This is a genomic window from Kitasatospora sp. NPDC090308, assembly GCF_044769485.1.
Taxonomy (GTDB): Bacteria; Actinomycetota; Actinomycetes; order Streptomycetales; family Streptomycetaceae; genus Kitasatospora; species Kitasatospora fiedleri.
This window is the reverse complement of the sequence record NZ_JBIVXY010000008.1, coordinates 174,166-190,605: the sequence shown is the minus strand read 5'-3', so window position 1 is coordinate 190,605 and position 16,440 is coordinate 174,166. Positions and strand designations below refer to the sequence as shown.

Below are 16,440 nucleotides of genomic sequence, written 5' to 3'. Positions count from 1 at the left end.
TCCGTCACCTCCCGAAAGGACAACCCGCCGTGGCACATCAGCCCGCGACCCCCGAGTGGTGGCGCGACGCCGCGATCTACCAGGTCTACCCCCGCTCCTTCGCCGACGGCAACGGCGACGGCGTCGGCGACCTCGCCGGGGTCCGCGCCCGCCTGCCCTACCTGGCCGAACTGGGCGTCGGCGCCATCTGGTTCAACCCCTGGTACCCCTCCCCGATGGCCGACGGCGGCTACGACGTCGCCGACTACCGCGGCGTCGAACCGGTCTTCGGCACCCTGGAGGAGGCCGAACTGCTCATCGACGAGGCCCAGCAGCTCGGCCTGCGCACCATCGTCGACATCGTCCCCAACCACGTCTCCGACCAGCACCCCTGGTTCCGGGCCGCCCTCGCCGCCGCCCCCGGCAGCCCCGAGCGCGACCTGTTCCACTTCCGCGAGGGCCGCGGCGAGGACGGCGAACTCCCGCCCAACGACTGGAAGTCCGAGTTCGGCGGCTGCCCCTGGACCCGGCTGCCCGACGGCCAGTGGTACCTGCACCTGTTCGCCGCCGCCCAGCCCGACCTCAACTGGGACCACCCCGCCGTCCGCGAGGAGCACCTGGAGATCCTCCGGTTCTGGTTCGACCGCGGCGCCGCCGGCGTCCGGATCGACTCGGCCGGCCTGCTCACCAAGGACCCCGACCTCGCCGACGTCGAACCCGGCCGCCCGCACCCCTACGTCGACCGCGACGACCTGCACGACATCTACCGCAGCTGGCGCGCCGTCGCCGACTCCTACAGCCCGCCACGCGTCCTGATCGGCGAGATCTGGGTCCCCGACGCCGAGCGTTTCGCCCGCTACCTGCGCCCGGACGAAATGCACACCGCGTTCAACTTCGACTTCCTGGCCCGCCCCTGGGACGCCGCCGCGCTGCGCGAGTCCATCGACACCACCCTCGCCGCGCACGCCCCCGTCGGCGCCCCCGCGACCTGGGTGCTCGCCAACCACGACATCACCCGCACCGTCACCCGCTACGGCCGCGAGGACACCCGCTTCCAGTTCGCCACCAAGTCCTTCGGCACCCCCACCGACCTCGACCTCGGCCGCCGCCGCGCCCGCGCCGCCGCCCTGCTCAGCATGGCGCTGCCCGGCGCGCTCTACCTCTACCAGGGCGAGGAACTCGGCCTGCCCGAGGTCGAGGACCTCCCGCTGGACACCCTCCAGGACCCGATGCACTTCCGCTCCGGCGGCACCGACCCCGGCCGCGACGGCTGCCGCGTCCCGATCCCCTGGAGCGGCACCCACCCGCCCTACGGCTTCACCCGCGACGGCAAGGACCCCTGGCTCCCGCAGCCCCTCGACTGGGCCCCGCTCACCGTCGAGGCCCAGCACGGCGACCCGTCCTCCATGCTCACCCTCTACCGCGAGGGCATCCGGCTGCGCCGCGAACTGCGCGGCGAGTTCGCCTGGGCCGAGGACGCCCCCGAAGGCGTCCTCTCCTTCCGCCGCGGCGACGTCCGCTGCCTGGTCAACCTCTCCACCTCGCCGCTCCCGCTCGACGGCGAGATCCTGCTGGCCTCCGGCGAACTGACCGACGGCCACCTCCCCACCGACACGGCGGTCTGGCTCAGGTAACACCTGGAGCAGGACGGCAGACGCGAAACCAGGGGCGCGAAAGCAGGGGCGCGGGGAACTGCGCGGCCGAGCGAGCACGCACAGCCGGATCGCGACGCAGGACGAGCACTTGCCCTGCCCCGCGACCTCGCTGACGTGCGACTCCCGCCGCGCGCAGTTCCCCGCGCCCCTGCTTTCCGCGCTCGCGCAGCTAGTTGCACCAGCCGTCCCGGTACGCCTCCCAGTGGTCCGGCGTGGCCGCGAAGTCCACGTACAGGGCGAGGCCGAAGTTCCGCCGGCCGTTCGGGCCGAGGGCCAGTCGTGCGCCGCGGACCGCCGCGCGGACGGTCTCCGCGGCGCCGCGGTGGGTGGGCGTGTCGGCCCAGTAGGCCGGCAGTCCCATGAGCAGGTCGACGCCCGGCGGGGTGTGGGCCAGGGCCAGCGAGGTCTGCCGGGCGACGTAGCCGCCGTACAGCGACTCGACCGGCATCGAGGTGTCGTACGACATCACCGCGACCTGGTCGACCCTCCCGGCCGCCGCCGCGAAGTACGCCGCGGACCAGTACTTGCCGTGCCCGCTGAGCGCGAAGGCGACCCGCCCCAGCCCCGGGACGGGATCGATCTGCGGGGCCGCGATGGACAGCGGCACCGACCGGGCGGCGGTGAGCGCGTGCACCTGGTCGAGCAGGGCGAGGAACCCGGCCGAGCCCGAGTGCACGGGCTCCAGGTCGAAGTGGACGCCGTCGAAGCCCAGGTCGAGGATCTGCCGCGCGGCGCCGGTGATCCGGTCCCGGGCGTCGGGGCGGTCCAGGTGCAGCCCCTCCTTCTCGGGCGCCACCACGTCGCCCAGCCAGGACTGGACCCGCACCCCCGGCATCGCCGCGTGCGCCCGGGCCAGGAAGTCCGCCGCGCCGGGCGCCAGCGCCGGGTCGAGCGAGCCGTCGTGCGCCAGCGGCCCGGTGTGCACGTACAGGTCGTGGATGCCGGTGCTGCGCACCTTCGCGGCCAGCGCGGTCAGCTCCTCGGGCGTGCGCCGCCCGTCGACCCAGGCGTGGCCGAGCCAGATCGCGTCCTTGCCGCGGGTGCGGGCGTCCGCGGCCGGGTCGCCGGCGTACTCCCAGCGCAGCGCGGCGGCCCCGCCGAGCACCGGCAGCAGGAGCAGGGCGAGGACGGTGCCGAGCGCGGTGAGCACGCGGCGCGGCCGGCTCCACCGGGTGCGCCCGCGCCAGCGGCGGCGCGCCCGGGCCGGCAGTGTCCGCCATTCGGACGCACGCGGGGTGCGCGCGGCGCGCTTCCACCGGCTCTGTTCCCCCGAAGCGGGCATGATCGTGCTCCCTTCCGGTGGACAAGGCCGCCCAGGATTCGAAACGGGTTCCGTCCGGCCGGGGTGGGACCGATACCCTGGCGGGGTGCGTCCCCGGTCCAGCGGGAGCGCATAGCCGACAGCCGTCGCACTCAGGGAGCAGCCACATGGCCACCGTTGTACCCACGTCCGCCCAGCAGGACCGCGCCGACGCCCTGCGCGAGGCACTCGCCACCCGGGTGGTGGTGGCCGACGGTGCGATGGGCACCATGCTCCAGGCGCAGGAGCCGACGATGGAGGACTTCCAGCAGCTGGAGGGCTGCAACGAGGTCCTGAACGTCACCCGTCCCGACATCGTGCGCTCGGTGCACGAGGCGTACTTCGCGGTCGGCGTGGACTGCGTGGAGACCAACACCTTCGGCGCCAACCACTGGGCGCTGAGCGAGTACGACATCCCCGAGCGGATCTTCGAGCTGTCCGAGGCCGGTGCCCGGATCGCCCGGGAGGTGGCCGACGCCTTCACCGCGAAGGACGGCCGCACCCGCTGGGTGCTCGGCTCGATGGGCCCGGGCACCAAGCTGCCGACCCTCGGCCACACCACCTTCGAGGTGGTCCGCGAGGGCTTCCGGCAGAACGCGGCGGGCCTGATCGCGGGCGGCGCGGACGCGCTGCTGATCGAGACCAGCCAGGACCTGCTGCAGACCAAGGCGTCGGTGCTGGGCTGCCAGGCCGCCCTGGCGGAGGCCGGGGTGAACCTGCCGATCCTCGCCCAGGTCACCGTCGAGACCACCGGCACCATGCTGCTGGGCTCGGAGATCGGCGCGGCGCTGACCGCGCTGGAGCCGCTGGGCATCGACTTCATCGGGATGAACTGCGCCACCGGCCCGGCCGAGATGAGCGAGCACCTGCGCTACCTGGCGAAGAACGCCAAGGTCGGCCTCTCCTGCATGCCGAACGCCGGCCTGCCGGTGCTCACCAAGGACGGCGCGCACTACCCGCTCAGCCCCGAGGAGCTGGCCGACGCGCACGAGGGCTTCGTCCGCGACTACGGCCTGGCCCTGGTCGGCGGCTGCTGCGGCACCACCCCCGAGCACCTGCGCCAGGTGGTCGAGCGGGTCCAGGGCCTGCCGATCACCGCCCGCGACCCGCACCCCGAGGCGGCCGCCGCCTCGCTGTACCAGGCGGTGCCGTTCCGGCAGGACACCTCCTACCTGGCGATCGGCGAGCGCACCAACGCCAACGGTTCGAAGAAGTTCCGCGAGGCGATGCTCGCCGCGGACTGGCAGACCTGCGTGGAGATCGCCCGCGAGCAGATCCGCGAGGGCGCCCACCTGCTCGACCTGTGCGTGGACTACGTCGGCCGCGACGGCGTCGCCGACATGCGCGAGATCGCCGGCCGGCTGGCCACCGCCTCCACCCTGCCGATCGTGCTGGACTCCACCGAGCCGCCGGTGCTCAAGGCCGGCCTGGAGATGCTCGGCGGCCGGGCCGTCCTCAACTCGGTCAACTACGAGGACGGCGACGGCCCCGACACCCGGTTTGGCCGGATCGCCGCGCTGGCCCGCGAGCACGGCGCCGGCCTGATCGCGCTGACCATCGACGAGCAGGGCCAGGCCCGCACCGCCGAGACCAAGGTCGCCATCGCCGAGCGGCTGATCGAGCAGCTGGGCCGCGAGTACGGCATCGACGAGTCCTCGATCCTGGTCGACTGCCTGGCCTTCACCCTGGCCACCGGCCAGGAGGAGTCCCGGCGCGACGGCATCGAGACCATCGAGGCGATCCGCGAACTCAAGCGCCGCCACCCGGACGTGCAGACCACCCTGGGCCTGTCGAACATCTCCTTCGGCCTCAACCCGGCCGCCCGCCAGGTGGTCAACTCGGTCTTCCTGCACGAGTGCGTGGAGGCCGGCCTGGACTCGGCGATCGTGCACGCCGCCAAGATCCTGCCGATGAACCGCATCCCGGAGGAGCGCCGGCAGGCCGCCCTGGACCTGGTCTACGACCGCCGCGCCGAGGGCTACGACCCGCTGCAGAAGCTGCTCCAGCTGTTCGAGGGCGTCTCCGCCGCCTCCAGCGCCGCGTCCAAGGCCGAGGAGCTGGCCGCCCTCCCGCTGGAGGAGCGCCTCCAGCGCCGGATCATCGACGGCGAGCGCAACGGCCTGGAGGCCGACCTGGACGCCGCGCTGGCCGAGCGCCCGGCGCTGGAGATCATCAACGACACGCTGCTGTCCGGCATGAAGGTGGTCGGCGAGCTGTTCGGCTCCGGCGAGATGCAGCTGCCGTTCGTGCTCCAGTCCGCCGAGGTGATGAAGGCCGCCGTCGCGCACCTCGAACCGCACATGGAGAAGTCCGACAGCGAGGGCAAGGGCACCATCGTGCTGGCCACCGTCAAGGGCGACGTGCACGACATCGGCAAGAACCTGGTCGACATCATCCTGTCCAACAACGGCTACAACGTGGTCAACCTGGGCATCAAGCAGCCGGTGTCGGCGATCGTCGAGGCCGCCCAGGAGCACAAGGCCGACGTGATCGGCATGTCCGGCCTGCTGGTCAAGTCCACGGTGATCATGAAGGAGAACCTGGAGGAGCTCAACCAGCGCGCGCTGGCCGCCGACTTCCCGGTGATCCTCGGCGGCGCCGCCCTCACCCGCGCCTACGTCGAGCAGGACCTGCACGAGATCTACGACGGCGAGGTCCGCTACGCCCGGGACGCCTTCGAGGGCCTGCGGCTGATGGACGCCCTGATCGGCATCAAGCGCGGCGTGCCCGGCGCGACCCTGCCCGAGCTGCGCAAGCGCCGGCACGCCCGGGTCGAGGTGGAGGAGCCGGAGGAGGCCGACCTCGGCCAGATCCGCTCCGACGTGGCCGTCGACAACCCGATCCCCGTCCCGCCGTTCTGGGGCGACCGGATCATCAAGGGCATCCCGTTCCAGGACTACGCCTCCTGGCTGGACGAGGACGCCCTGTTCAAGGGGCAGTGGGGCCTCAAGGGCGGCCGCAGCGGAGGCCCGTCCTACGAGGAGCTGGTGGAGACCGAGGGCCGCCCGCGGCTGCGCGGCTGGCTGGACCGGCTGCAGACCGAGGGCTGGCTGGAGCCCGCCGTGGTCTACGGCTACTTCCCGGCCAACTCCAAGGGCGACGACCTGGTCCTGTACCGCGAGGACGGCTCCGAGCTGACCAGGTTCACCTTCCCCCGCCAGCGCCGCGGCCGCCGGCTCTGCCTGGCCGACTTCTTCCGCCCCGAGGAGTCCGGCGAGCGCGACGTGGTCGGCCTCCAGGTGGTCACCATGGGCAACCGGATCTCCGAGGCCGCCAACGAGCTGTTCGCCGACAACTCCTACCGCGACTACCTCGAACTGCACGGCCTGTCCGTCCAGTTGGCGGAGGCGCTGGCCGAGTTCTGGCACGCCCGGGTCCGCTACGAGCTGGGCTTCGGCGACGAGGACCCGCAGGACGTGCGCGACATGTTCGCGCTCAAGTACCGCGGCGCCCGCTTCTCGCTCGGCTACGGCGCCTGCCCCGAGCTGGAGGACCGGGCCAAGATCGCCGAGCTGCTGCGCCCCGAGCGGGTCGGCGTGATCCTCTCCGAGGAGTACCAGCTGCACCCCGAGCAGTCCACCGACGCCATCGTGCTCCACCACCCCGAGGCCAAGTACTTCAACGCGCGCTAGACCTTCAACCGGAGATCATCCGTTCGCCCCGCCGCCGCCCGGTGCAATCCGACCGGGCGGGCGTATTCTTGATGATCCTGAACGGGCCGGTCCGCAGACCAGCGGGCCGGCCCGCGCCATCCCCGGACGCGCCGCAACCGCACCGCGCCGGGCCACCCACCAGGAAGGACGGCGCGCATGACGACGGTCTCGACCCCGGTCCGCATCGGCGGAGACGGCGAGGACGGCGGCCTGCACGCCGTCCTGCTCGACATGGACGGCACCCTGGTCGACACCGAGGACTTCTGGTGGCAGGCCGAGGTCGACCTGTTCGCCGAACTCGGCCACCGCCTCACCGCCGAGGACCGCACCCACGTGGTCGGCGGACCGATGACCCGGGTGATCGACTACCTGATCACCCGCACCGGGGTCACCCTCAGCCCCGCCGAACTGACCGTCCTGATCAACCAGCGCTTCGTCGACCTGCTGGCCGGCGGCGTCCCGCTGATGCCCGGCGCCGAGCGGCTGCTCAACACCCTGGCCGCGCACGGCGTCCCGGCCGCCCTGGTGTCCGCCTCGCACCGGCACATCATCGACATCGTGCTGCGCAGCCTGGGGGCCCGGCACTTCGCCTTCACCGTGGCCGGCGACGAGGTCGCCCGCACCAAGCCGCACCCCGACCCCTACCTGGCCGCCGCCGCCCGGTTCGGCGCCCACCCGGCCCGTTGCGTGGTGGTCGAGGACACCCCCACCGGCGTCGCCGCCGCCGAGGCGGCCGGCTGCCCGGTCATCGCGATCCCCTCGATCGCCCCGATCGAGCCCGCCCCCGGCCGCCTGGTGCTGCCCTCGCTGGAGCACGTCGACCTCGACCTGCTGCGCACCCTGGCCGGCGCCCGGGTGCGAGGCGGGGTGTGAGGTTCGTCTCCCTCACCCCCTTTGTCGGTTTCGTTCCGCGTTCGGTGGTACGCGGACCGTATCCGGCCGCGCGGGCGAAAACGGGCATTGGCTGACAACTCGTCGGCTGAGCGGACAAGGCCCTGCGAACCGCGCGCCCGCGCCCGCCGTACGCCCGGTGACCCTCCGGGACCGATGTGGCACGCTAAGGCCGCACCAGTCCCCGCGCCGCCCCACCCGAAAAACCGGGTACCGGGCGCGCACGCGGGCCGTACCAGACCCGCCACCGCCGCCACACCCAGGCGCCGGACGGCGGGCCACCGGCGACAGCCGGCCGCACGCAGTGAGGAAGACCACCCCGCATGACGACGCCCAACCGCCTGGCCGTGCTCAGCTGCGCCGCCCTCGTCGCCACCACGGCGGCGGGCTGCGCCTCCGTCGAGAAGGTCGCCGGCGGCGGTGGCAACGAGACGATCACCATGGGCACCACCAGCGTGACCAGCGTGCTGGACCCGGCCGGCGCGTACGACGCGGGCTCCTGGCTGATCCTCAACAACACCTTCCAGTCGCTGCTGAGCTTCCCCTCCGGCGCGACCGAGCCGCAGCCCGACGCCGCCGAGTCCTGCCAGTTCACCAGCGCCGACGCGCTCACCTACACCTGCAAGCTGCGCAGCGGCCTGAAGTTCTCCAACGGGCACCCGCTGACCGCCCAGGACGTCAAGTTCTCGATCGACCGGGTCAAGAAGATCGACGACCCGTCCGGTCCCGCCTCGCTGCTGTCCACCATCGCCTCGGTGGAGACCTCCGGCGACCGCGACATCACCTTCCACCTGGACAGCCCCGACGCGGTGCTCCCGGCCAAGCTGGCCTCCGCGGCCGGCTCGATCGTCGACCACCAGGTCTTCCCGGCCGACAAGCTGCTCGGCAACGGCTCCCTGGTCGGCTCCGGCCCGTACAAGATCGACTCGGTCGAGATGAACGGCAAGGCCCCCAGCAAGGTCCTGCTCAGCGCCAACTCCGGCTACCAGGGCACCGCCAAGCTCCAGAACAGCAAGTTCGCGGTGCGCTACTTCGACAAGCCCGAGGAGCTGAAGTCCGCCCTCGACAGCGGCGCGGTCGACCTCACCGACAACAGCCTCGACCCCAGTGCGGCCGCCCAGATCAAGAGCGACGACCTGGCCGGCACCGGCAAGCTCCGGGTCGCCGAGGGCGCCTCCGGCGAGACCCGCTACCTGGTCTTCAACACCAAGGACGAGACCGGCGGCAACCAGGCCGTCCGGCAGGCCGCCGCCCAGCTGGTCGACCGCAAGGCGATCTCCCACGACGTCTACGCGGGCACCGTGCAGCCGCTCTACTCGATCGTCCCGGCGGGCGTGGCCGGCCACACCACCGCGTTCTTCGACAAGTACGGCGAGCCCGACCCGGCCAAGGCCAAGCGCATCCTCACCAACGCGCACGTCGCCACCCCGGTCAAGCTCACCCTGACCTGGTCCCGGGCCCGGGCCGGCGCCGCCGAGCTGGAGTCCGTCAAGCAGCAGCTGGAGAACGGCGGCCTGTTCCAGGTCACCGTCCAGCAGGAGCCCGACTGGACGGCCTTCCAGGCCGGCTGGAAGAACGGCGGCTACCAGGCGTACACCGTCGGCTGGACCCCCGACTACTCCGACGCCGACGACTACATCAGCCCGCTGGTGGTCGGCGGCGGCGCCTTCCACAACGGCTGGGACAACCCGCAGATCAGCGGCAAGCTGGTGCCGGACTCGATCAAGCTCACCGACCGCTCCGGCGGCGGCGCCTACGACCAGATCCAGAAGATCCTGGCCGACGCCGTCCCGATGGTCCCGCTGTTCCAGAACAAGTCCTTCTACGTCTACCAGCCCGCCATCACCGGCGTGGACTCCACCGTGGACAGCAGCGGCGTGTTCCGGTTCTGGGAGATCGGCCGCACCGCGAAGTAACGGTCCGCCCGCACGCCGAACGGCCCGCCACCCCCGAGGGGGCGGCGGGCCGTTCGGCGCTCCCGCCCGCGGCTACAGCGAGCCCGGGCGCACCAGGCCGCTCTCGTACGCGTACACCGCCGCCTGCACCCGGTCGCGCAGCTGGAGCTTGGTCAGCACGTGGCCCACGTGCGTCTTCACCGTGGTCTCCGAGACGAACAGCTCGGCGGCGATCTCCGCGTTCGACAGCCCGCGCGCCACCAGCCGCAGCACCTCCACCTCGCGCTCGGTCAGCACCGTCAGCGCCTGCGGCGGCGCCTCGTCGCCCGAGGGCAGCTTGGTGGCGTACATGTCCAGCAGCCGACGGGTCACCGACGGGGCCAGCATCGCCGCGCCGTCCGCCACCACCCGGATCGCCTGCACCAGCTCCTCGGCCGGCACGTCCTTGAGCAGGAAACCGCTGGCCCCCGCCCGCAGCGCCTCCACCACGTACTCGTCCAGGTCGAAGGTGGTCAGCACCAGCACCTTCGCCGGGCCGTCCCGGTCCGGGCCGGCGATCCGCCGGGTCGCCTCCACGCCGTCCATCCGCGGCATCCTGATGTCCATCAGCACCACGTCCGGCTGCAGGGCGCGGACCTGGTCCAGCGCCTGCTGCCCGTCGCCCGCCTCGCCGACCACCACCAGGTCGGACTCCGCCTCCAGGATCATCCGGAAACCGGTACGCAGCAGCGGCTGGTCGTCCACCAGCAGCACACGGATCGTCACCTACGACTCCTTGCCAGGAATGGTCACAGTTACCGGCAGCGGGTACGGCGGGGGAGTGCCGCCGAACTCCGGGCAGGACGCCTTGTGGTCGCACCAGTCGCACAGCCGGTTGCGCGTCGCCGGGAAGTCGCCGGTGGCCACCGCCGCCGAGATCGCCTCCCACAGCGCCTCCAGCTTGCGCTCCACCGCGAGCAGGTCGGCCTCGTCCGGGTCGTACGTCACCACGTCCCCGCCGCCGCCCAGGTACACCAGCTGCAGGCGCTTGGGGACCACGCCCCGCCACCGCCACACCACCAGCGCGTAGAACTTCATCTGGAACATCGCCCTGCCCTCGAAGTCCCGCGAGGGCGCCCGGCCGGTCTTGTAGTCCACCAGCCGCACCTCGCCGGAGGGCGCGACGTCCACCCGGTCGATGTACCCGCGCAGCAGCAGGCCGGAGGCCAGCGCGGTCTCCACGTACAGCTCCCGCTCCACCGGGTGCAGCCGGGTCGGGTCCTCCAGCCGGAACCAGCGGCGCACCAGCTTCTCGGCGTCCGCCAGCCAGTCGGCCAACTCCTCCGGCGCGCCCGGGAACAGTTCCGCCAGCTCCGGCCGTTCCCCCAGCAACCGCTCCCACTGCGGGCCCAGCAGCCCGAGCGCCCGCTCCGGCGTGCGCTCGGCCGGCGGGTGGTCGAACAGCCGCTCCAGCACCGCGTGCACCAGCGTCCCCCGGGTGGCGGCGGCGCTCGGCGGCTCCGGCAGCCGGTCGATCACCCGCAGCCGGTACAGCAGCGGGCAGGTCATGAAGTCACCCGCCCGGGACGGCGACAGCCCGGTCGGCCGGGCGGCCGGACGCGGGGCGGGCGAGGGGTCGGTCTGCTGCATGCCACGACCCTATTGCACCGAACCGACAGCACGGGCGGACGGGCCGCGCACGGGTCGGAGAGCAGGAACGGGGAAAGGGGAGAGCGGGGGCACCGCCGTTCCCGCCGGGAGATCACGTAGCGTACGAGGCACCAGCGGACGGCGAGAGAGGAGCACGGTGAACGACACCGAGGGGCGGGCACCGGAGAGGCCGAAGCCGAAGCCCGACGACCAGCCGCGCGGCGGCATCCTGATGGGCCGTCCGTTCGGCGTGCCCGTCTACGTCACCCCGTCCTGGTTCCTGGTCGCCGCGCTGATCACCTGGATCTTCGGCAGCCGCCTCGCCGACGTCCTGCCCGACCTCGGCGCCGCCCGCTACCTGCTCGCCTTCTCCTTCGCCGTCGCCTTCTACGGCTCCGTCCTGGTCCACGAGCTCGCCCACACCCTGGTCGGCCTGCGCTACCGGCTCGGGGTGCGCCGCATCCAGCTCCAGTTCCTCGGCGGCGTCTCCGAGATCGAGAAGGAGGCCGACCGCCCCTGGCGCGAGTTCTGGCTCGCCTTCGTCGGCCCGCTGCTCTCGCTCGCCCTCGGCGGCGCCTTCTGGCTCGGCCTGCGCGCCGTCGAACCCGCCACCGTCCCCGGCGTGCTGCTCGCCGGGCTGATGGTCTCCAACCTGGTGGTCGCCGCCTTCAACCTGCTCCCCGGCCTCCCGCTGGACGGCGGCCGGATGCTGCGCGCCGTGGTCTGGGCCTGCACCGGCAAACCGATGAAGGGCACCCTGGCGGCGGTCTGGGTCGGCCGCGCGCTGGCCGTCGCCGTCGTCCTCGGCCTGCCGGTCTTCAGCTCCTCGCAGGACGTCGAGCGCTCCGCCACCGAGGCCATGGTCGACGGCGTGCTCGCCGCGATCCTCGGCTTCATCATCTGGCAGGGCGCCGGGAACTCGCTGCGCAACGCCCGCCTCAAGGAGGTGCTGCCCCGGCTCAGGATCCGCGAGCTGGCCCGCCGCAGCATCGACGTCCCCGCCGACACCCCCCTCGGCGAGGCCATGCGCCGGGCCCGCGAGGCGCACGCCGGGGCGATCGTGGTGGTCGACGGCCGCGGCGAGCCGACCGCCGTGGTCAAGGAGTCCGCGGTCAGCGCCGTCCCCGAGCACCGCCGCCCCTGGGTCGCCGTCACCGCCGTCTCCCGCGACCTCGAACCCGGCCTCACCGTCCCCGTCGACCTGGCCGGCGAGCAGATCCTCGACGTCCTGCGCCGCGCCCCCGCCACCGAGTACCTGGTGGTCCGGCCGGACGGCTCGGTCTACGGCGTGCTCTCGCTCAGCGACCTCGAACGCAGGCTCACCGCCGCGCTGCTCGGCCGGGCCGCCGGAGCGGACTGATCATGTGGTCGGGGGCAGCCCCCCGGCTCCCGTAGGATGGCCCCCATGTCCGAACCGACCGGTGCCGCCCGCCGACGCGGGCCCTTCCAGGTCGGGGACCAGGTCCAGCTGACCGACCCCAAGGGCCGCCACTACACGTTCACGCTCCAGGCCGGGAACCAGTTCCACACCCACAAGGGTGCGTTCCCGCACGACGAGCTGATCGGCGCTCCCGAGGGCACGGTCGTCCGCACGACGGGCAACGTCCCGTACCTCGCGCTGCGCCCCCTGCTCCCCGACTACGTCCTGTCCATGCCGCGCGGCGCCGCCGTGATCTACCCCAAGGACGCGGGGCAGATCCTGGCCATGGCCGACATCTTCGCCGGCGCCAGGGTGGTCGAGGCGGGCGTCGGCTCCGGCGCCCTCTCCACCTACCTGCTGCGCGCCGTCGGCGACACCGGCATGCTCGCCTCCTACGAGCGCCGGCAGGACTTCGCCGACATCGCCCGCGGCAACGTCGAGCGCTACTTCGGCGGCCCGCACCCGGCCTGGAAGCTCACCGTCGGCGACCTCCAGGACAACCTGGTCGAGGCCGACGTCGACCGGGTCATCCTCGACATGCTCGCCCCCTGGGAGTGCCTGGACGTCGCCTCCAAGGCGCTCGTCCCCGGCGGCCTGATCTGCTGCTACGTGGCCACCACCACGCAGATGTCGCGCACCGTCGAGGCGCTGCGCGAGCACGGCACCTTCACCGAGCCGCAGGCCTGGGAGACCATGGTCCGCACCTGGCACCTGGAGGGCCTCGCCGTCCGCCCGGACCACCGGATGATCGGCCACACCGGCTTCCTCCTCACCGCCCGCCGCCTCGCCGACGGCGTCGAGCCCCCGCTGCGCCGCCGCCGCCCCGCGAAGGGCTCCTACGGCGAGGACTACGAGACCGGCCCGGAGAGCGAGCTGACGCTCGCCGAGCGCGCGGCCGTCCGCAAGGCCCAGCGCGAGGCCGCCTCGCACGACGCGCGGGAACTCCCGCAGTAACGGCAGCGCACCGACAGCCAGGTCGCGCGGGAACGGCGGGTCACTGCCGCCCCGCGACCTGGCTGTCGGCGTTCCCCGGCCCGCGCGGACGCCCCCGCGCCCCGGCCGGGCGACGGCCCGCGCCGGTGTGCGAGGATGCGCGGACCGGAAAGGGGAGTCTCGTGGTGACGGAGCGTCGGATACCCGGGCACGCGCGCTCGGGGTTGAAGCACTGGGTGCTGGTCGCGGCGGGGTGCGCGGCCGTGGTGGGCGGGGCGCTGGGGGCGACCTCGGCGACCGGGGCCGTGACGGCCGGTCAGCCGGCCGCGGAGCCGACGGCCGGCTCGGCGGCGGGGACGGCGGCCCCGCCGGAGGCGGACCTGTCGAAGGCGGACCTCCCCCTCGACTGCGGGCCCTTCCCGGTCGCGGTGAGCCTGAGGACGGCCGCGGTGCTGGGCGGCGCCCCGGTGACCGTCGCCGCCGCGCACTGCCAGGCCGACATGGGCACTCCGCCGGACGGGGTGTTCCTGGTCGGACCGGACGGCCCGCCCGCCGTGCTGCTGCCCGACACCGAGGGCCTGACCGTCACCGAGCTGGCGATCCGCAGCGACGGCTCGATCCGCGGCAGGGCCCGCGGCTACTCCTCGCCGGACGTGCCGCGCTTCGCGCCCGACCTGGAGGTCGAGCTGTCCTGGAAGCGGGCCGGCGGCGGGGCGTGGACGAAGACCGAGACCGCCACGCCGGTCCGCGGCAGCTGAGGGCCGGTCAGCCCGGCCGTCCGGGCCGGGCCGGTCGGCCGGGTCAGTCCGCGTCCGGCCCGTAGACCTCGACGCCGTCCGCCGCGCGGCGGACGTGGATGCAGTCGCCCGGGCAGTCCTTGACCGAGTCCACCACGTCCTGAAGGAGCGTCAGCGGCACGGGCACCGTCTCGCCCGGCTGCTGGCGCAGTTCGTCGTCCGCGCCCTTCACGTAGGCCAGCCCGTCGATGTCGAGCTCGAAGACCTCGGGCGCGTACTGCGCGCAGATGCCGTCGCCGGTGCACAGATCCTGGTCGATCCAGACTTCGAGTGCCTCGCCAGTCCCCGCCATTGCCCCTGCCGTTTCTGCTCTGGTCGCCCCGCATTCGGGGACATTCCTGTCACGATACATCCGCGCTGCTTTGAACCGTTGAGCGGTGGGCATCTCCTCTACCAGAGGGGAAGCGAGCGGGGCGGACATCGGACACGCCCGATCCATCTTTCTGATCTAGGGGTTTACATGACCCTGGTGCCAGGTAGGTTTGGGTCGTCCAGCTCCCCCAGGAGGAGGTGAGGACCGTGGCAGCCCACGATGACGACTACGACCGCAGCGCCGGCAGGCCCGCACGGGGGTCCGACGAGGCCGCACAGGTCTCGTACCTCGAGCAGGAGATCGCCGTCCTGCGGCGCAGGCTCGCCGATTCTCCGCGCAGCTCAAGGGTTCTTGAGGAGCGGATCGTCGAGCTCCAGAACAGCTTGGCCGGCGTGACCGCCCAGAACGAGCGGCTCGTCGCCACCCTGCGAGAGGCCCGCGACCAGATCGTGGCCCTCAAGGAGGAGGTCGACCGGCTCGCACAGCCGCCGGCCGGATTCGGCACCTTCCTCGAGAAGAACGAGGACGGCACCGCCGACATCTTCACCGGTGGCCGCAAGCTCCGGGTCAACGTCAGCCCCAGCGTCGAGCTGGACGAGCTGCGCCGCGGCCAGGAGGTGATGCTCAACGAGGCGCTGAACGTCGTCGAGGCGATGGCGTTCGAGCGGATCGGCGAGATCGTCACGCTCAAGGAGGTGCTGGAGGGCGGCGACCGCGCGCTGGTCGTCGGCCACACCGACGAGGAGCGGGTGGTCCGGCTCGCCGAGCCGCTGCACGGCGTCACGATCAGGGCGGGCGACGCCCTGCTGCTGGAGCCGCGCTCCGGCTACGTGTACGAGGTGGTGCCGAAGTCCGAGGTCGAGGAGCTGGTCCTCGAGGAGGTCCCGGACATCGACTACCGGCAGATCGGCGGCCTGTCCGGCCAGATCGAGCAGATCAGGGACGCGGTCGAGCTGCCCTACCTGCACGCCGACCTGTTCAAGGAGTACGAGCTCCGGCCGCCCAAGGGCGTCCTGCTCTACGGCCCGCCCGGCTGCGGCAAGACGCTGATCGCCAAGGCAGTGGCCAACTCGCTGGCCAAGAAGGTCGCCGAGGTGACCGGTCGGCCGCAGGGCAAGAGCTACTTCCTGAACATCAAGGGCCCCGAGCTGCTCAACAAGTACGTCGGCGAGACCGAGCGGCAGATCCGCCTGGTCTTCCAACGGGCCCGGGAGAAGGCGAGCGAGGGCACACCCGTCATCGTCTTCTTCGACGAGATGGAGTCGCTCTTCCGCACCCGCGGCTCCGGCGTCAGCTCGGACGTGGAGAACACCATCGTCCCGCAGCTGCTGGCGGAGATCGACGGCGTGGAGGGCCTGGAGAACGTCATCGTCATCGGCGCCTCCAACCGCGAGGACATGATCGACCCGGCGATCCTGCGGCCCGGCCGCCTGGACGTCAAGATCAAGATCGAGCGGCCGGACGCCGAGGCGGCCAAGGACATCTTCTCCAAGTACCTGCGGGACACCCTCCCGTTCCACCCGGACGACCTCAAGGAGCACGACGGCTCGGTGTCGGTCACCGTCGCCGCGATGATCCAGTCGGTGGTCGAGCGGATGTACTCGGAGACCGAGGAGAACCGCTTCCTGGAGGTCACCTACGCCAACGGTGACAAGGAAGTGCTGTTCTTCAAGGACTTCAACTCCGGCGCGATGATCCAGAACATCGTCGACCGGGCGAAGAAGATGGCCATCAAGGACTACCTCGACCACGGCCAGCGCGGTCTGCGCGTCTCCCACCTGCTCGCCGCCTGCGTGGACGAGTTCAAGGAGAACGAGGACCTGCCGAACACCACCAACCCGGACGACTGGGCCCGCATCTCCGGCAAGAAGGGCGAGCGGATCGTCTTCATCCGCACCCTCGTCACCGGCAAGCAGGGCGCCGAGTCCGGCCGCTCCATCGACACCGTCGCCAACACCGGGCAGTACCTGTAGCA

General features: G+C 72.4%; 12 protein-coding genes. 8 read left to right on the top strand and 4 right to left on the bottom strand.

Annotated elements, in window-relative coordinates:
* Positions 1-29: 29 nt before the first annotated feature.
* Positions 30-1,613, top strand: coding sequence for a glycoside hydrolase family 13 protein (locus ACIQVD_RS20395; protein WP_402290918.1), 1,584 nt, complete (start codon positions 30-32; stop codon positions 1,611-1,613).
* Between the two features lie 190 nt (positions 1,614-1,803).
* Here the strand turns inward: ACIQVD_RS20395 and ACIQVD_RS20390 are convergent, their stop codons facing one another.
* Positions 1,804-2,784 (bottom strand): hypothetical protein, encoded by a 981-nt coding sequence (locus tag ACIQVD_RS20390; protein WP_402290915.1) that lies wholly within the window; start codon positions 2,782-2,784, stop codon positions 1,804-1,806.
* A gap of 278 nt (positions 2,785-3,062) precedes the next feature.
* Between ACIQVD_RS20390 and metH the strand changes: the two genes are divergently transcribed.
* The 3 genes from metH (at position 3,063) to ACIQVD_RS20375 (ending at position 9,394) form a co-directional block, all read left to right on the top strand.
* Positions 3,063-6,566 (top strand): methionine synthase, encoded by a 3,504-nt coding sequence (gene metH / locus ACIQVD_RS20385; RefSeq protein ID WP_400679578.1) that lies wholly within the window; start codon positions 3,063-3,065, stop codon positions 6,564-6,566.
* 177 nt (positions 6,567-6,743) lie between these two features.
* On the top strand, positions 6,744-7,460 hold the full coding sequence (locus ACIQVD_RS20380) for an HAD family hydrolase (RefSeq protein WP_400679580.1): 717 nt from the start codon (positions 6,744-6,746) through the stop codon (positions 7,458-7,460).
* 341 nt (positions 7,461-7,801) lie between these two features.
* Positions 7,802-9,394: an ABC transporter substrate-binding protein gene (locus tag ACIQVD_RS20375; RefSeq protein ID WP_400679583.1), complete on the top strand. Its 1,593-nt coding sequence runs from the start codon at positions 7,802-7,804 to the stop codon at positions 9,392-9,394.
* Between the two features lie 72 nt (positions 9,395-9,466).
* Here the strand turns inward: ACIQVD_RS20375 and ACIQVD_RS20370 are convergent, their stop codons facing one another.
* Positions 9,467-10,138, bottom strand: coding sequence for a response regulator transcription factor (locus ACIQVD_RS20370; protein WP_100839311.1), 672 nt, complete (start codon positions 10,136-10,138; stop codon positions 9,467-9,469).
* Positions 10,139-11,002 (bottom strand): RecB family exonuclease, encoded by an 864-nt coding sequence (locus tag ACIQVD_RS20365; protein WP_400679587.1) that lies wholly within the window; start codon positions 11,000-11,002, stop codon positions 10,139-10,141.
* 157 nt (positions 11,003-11,159) lie between these two features.
* On the opposite strand from ACIQVD_RS20365, the gene ACIQVD_RS20360 reads away from it, so the two are divergent.
* From ACIQVD_RS20360 to ACIQVD_RS20350, 3 genes are all read left to right on the top strand, one after another.
* On the top strand, positions 11,160-12,362 hold the full coding sequence (locus ACIQVD_RS20360) for a site-2 protease family protein (protein WP_402290911.1): 1,203 nt from the start codon (positions 11,160-11,162) through the stop codon (positions 12,360-12,362).
* Positions 12,363-12,407: 45 nt separating this feature from the next.
* Positions 12,408-13,376: a tRNA (adenine-N1)-methyltransferase gene (locus ACIQVD_RS20355; RefSeq protein WP_400679592.1), complete on the top strand. Its 969-nt coding sequence runs from the start codon at positions 12,408-12,410 to the stop codon at positions 13,374-13,376.
* Between the two features lie 164 nt (positions 13,377-13,540).
* Positions 13,541-14,113, top strand: a complete 573-nt coding sequence (locus ACIQVD_RS20350; protein ID WP_402290909.1) for a hypothetical protein — start codon at positions 13,541-13,543, stop codon at positions 14,111-14,113.
* A gap of 43 nt (positions 14,114-14,156) precedes the next feature.
* Here ACIQVD_RS20350 and ACIQVD_RS20345 read toward each other — a convergent pair whose 3' ends face one another.
* Complete coding sequence (locus tag ACIQVD_RS20345) at positions 14,157-14,444, bottom strand: ferredoxin (RefSeq protein WP_033255313.1); 288 nt, start codon at positions 14,442-14,444, stop codon at positions 14,157-14,159.
* 227 nt (positions 14,445-14,671) lie between these two features.
* Here ACIQVD_RS20345 and arc point away from each other — a divergent pair, with 227 nt between their 5' ends.
* Positions 14,672-16,438, top strand: coding sequence for a proteasome ATPase (gene arc / locus ACIQVD_RS20340; protein ID WP_400679597.1), 1,767 nt, complete (start codon positions 14,672-14,674; stop codon positions 16,436-16,438).
* The last annotated feature ends 2 nt before the right edge of the window (positions 16,439-16,440 follow it).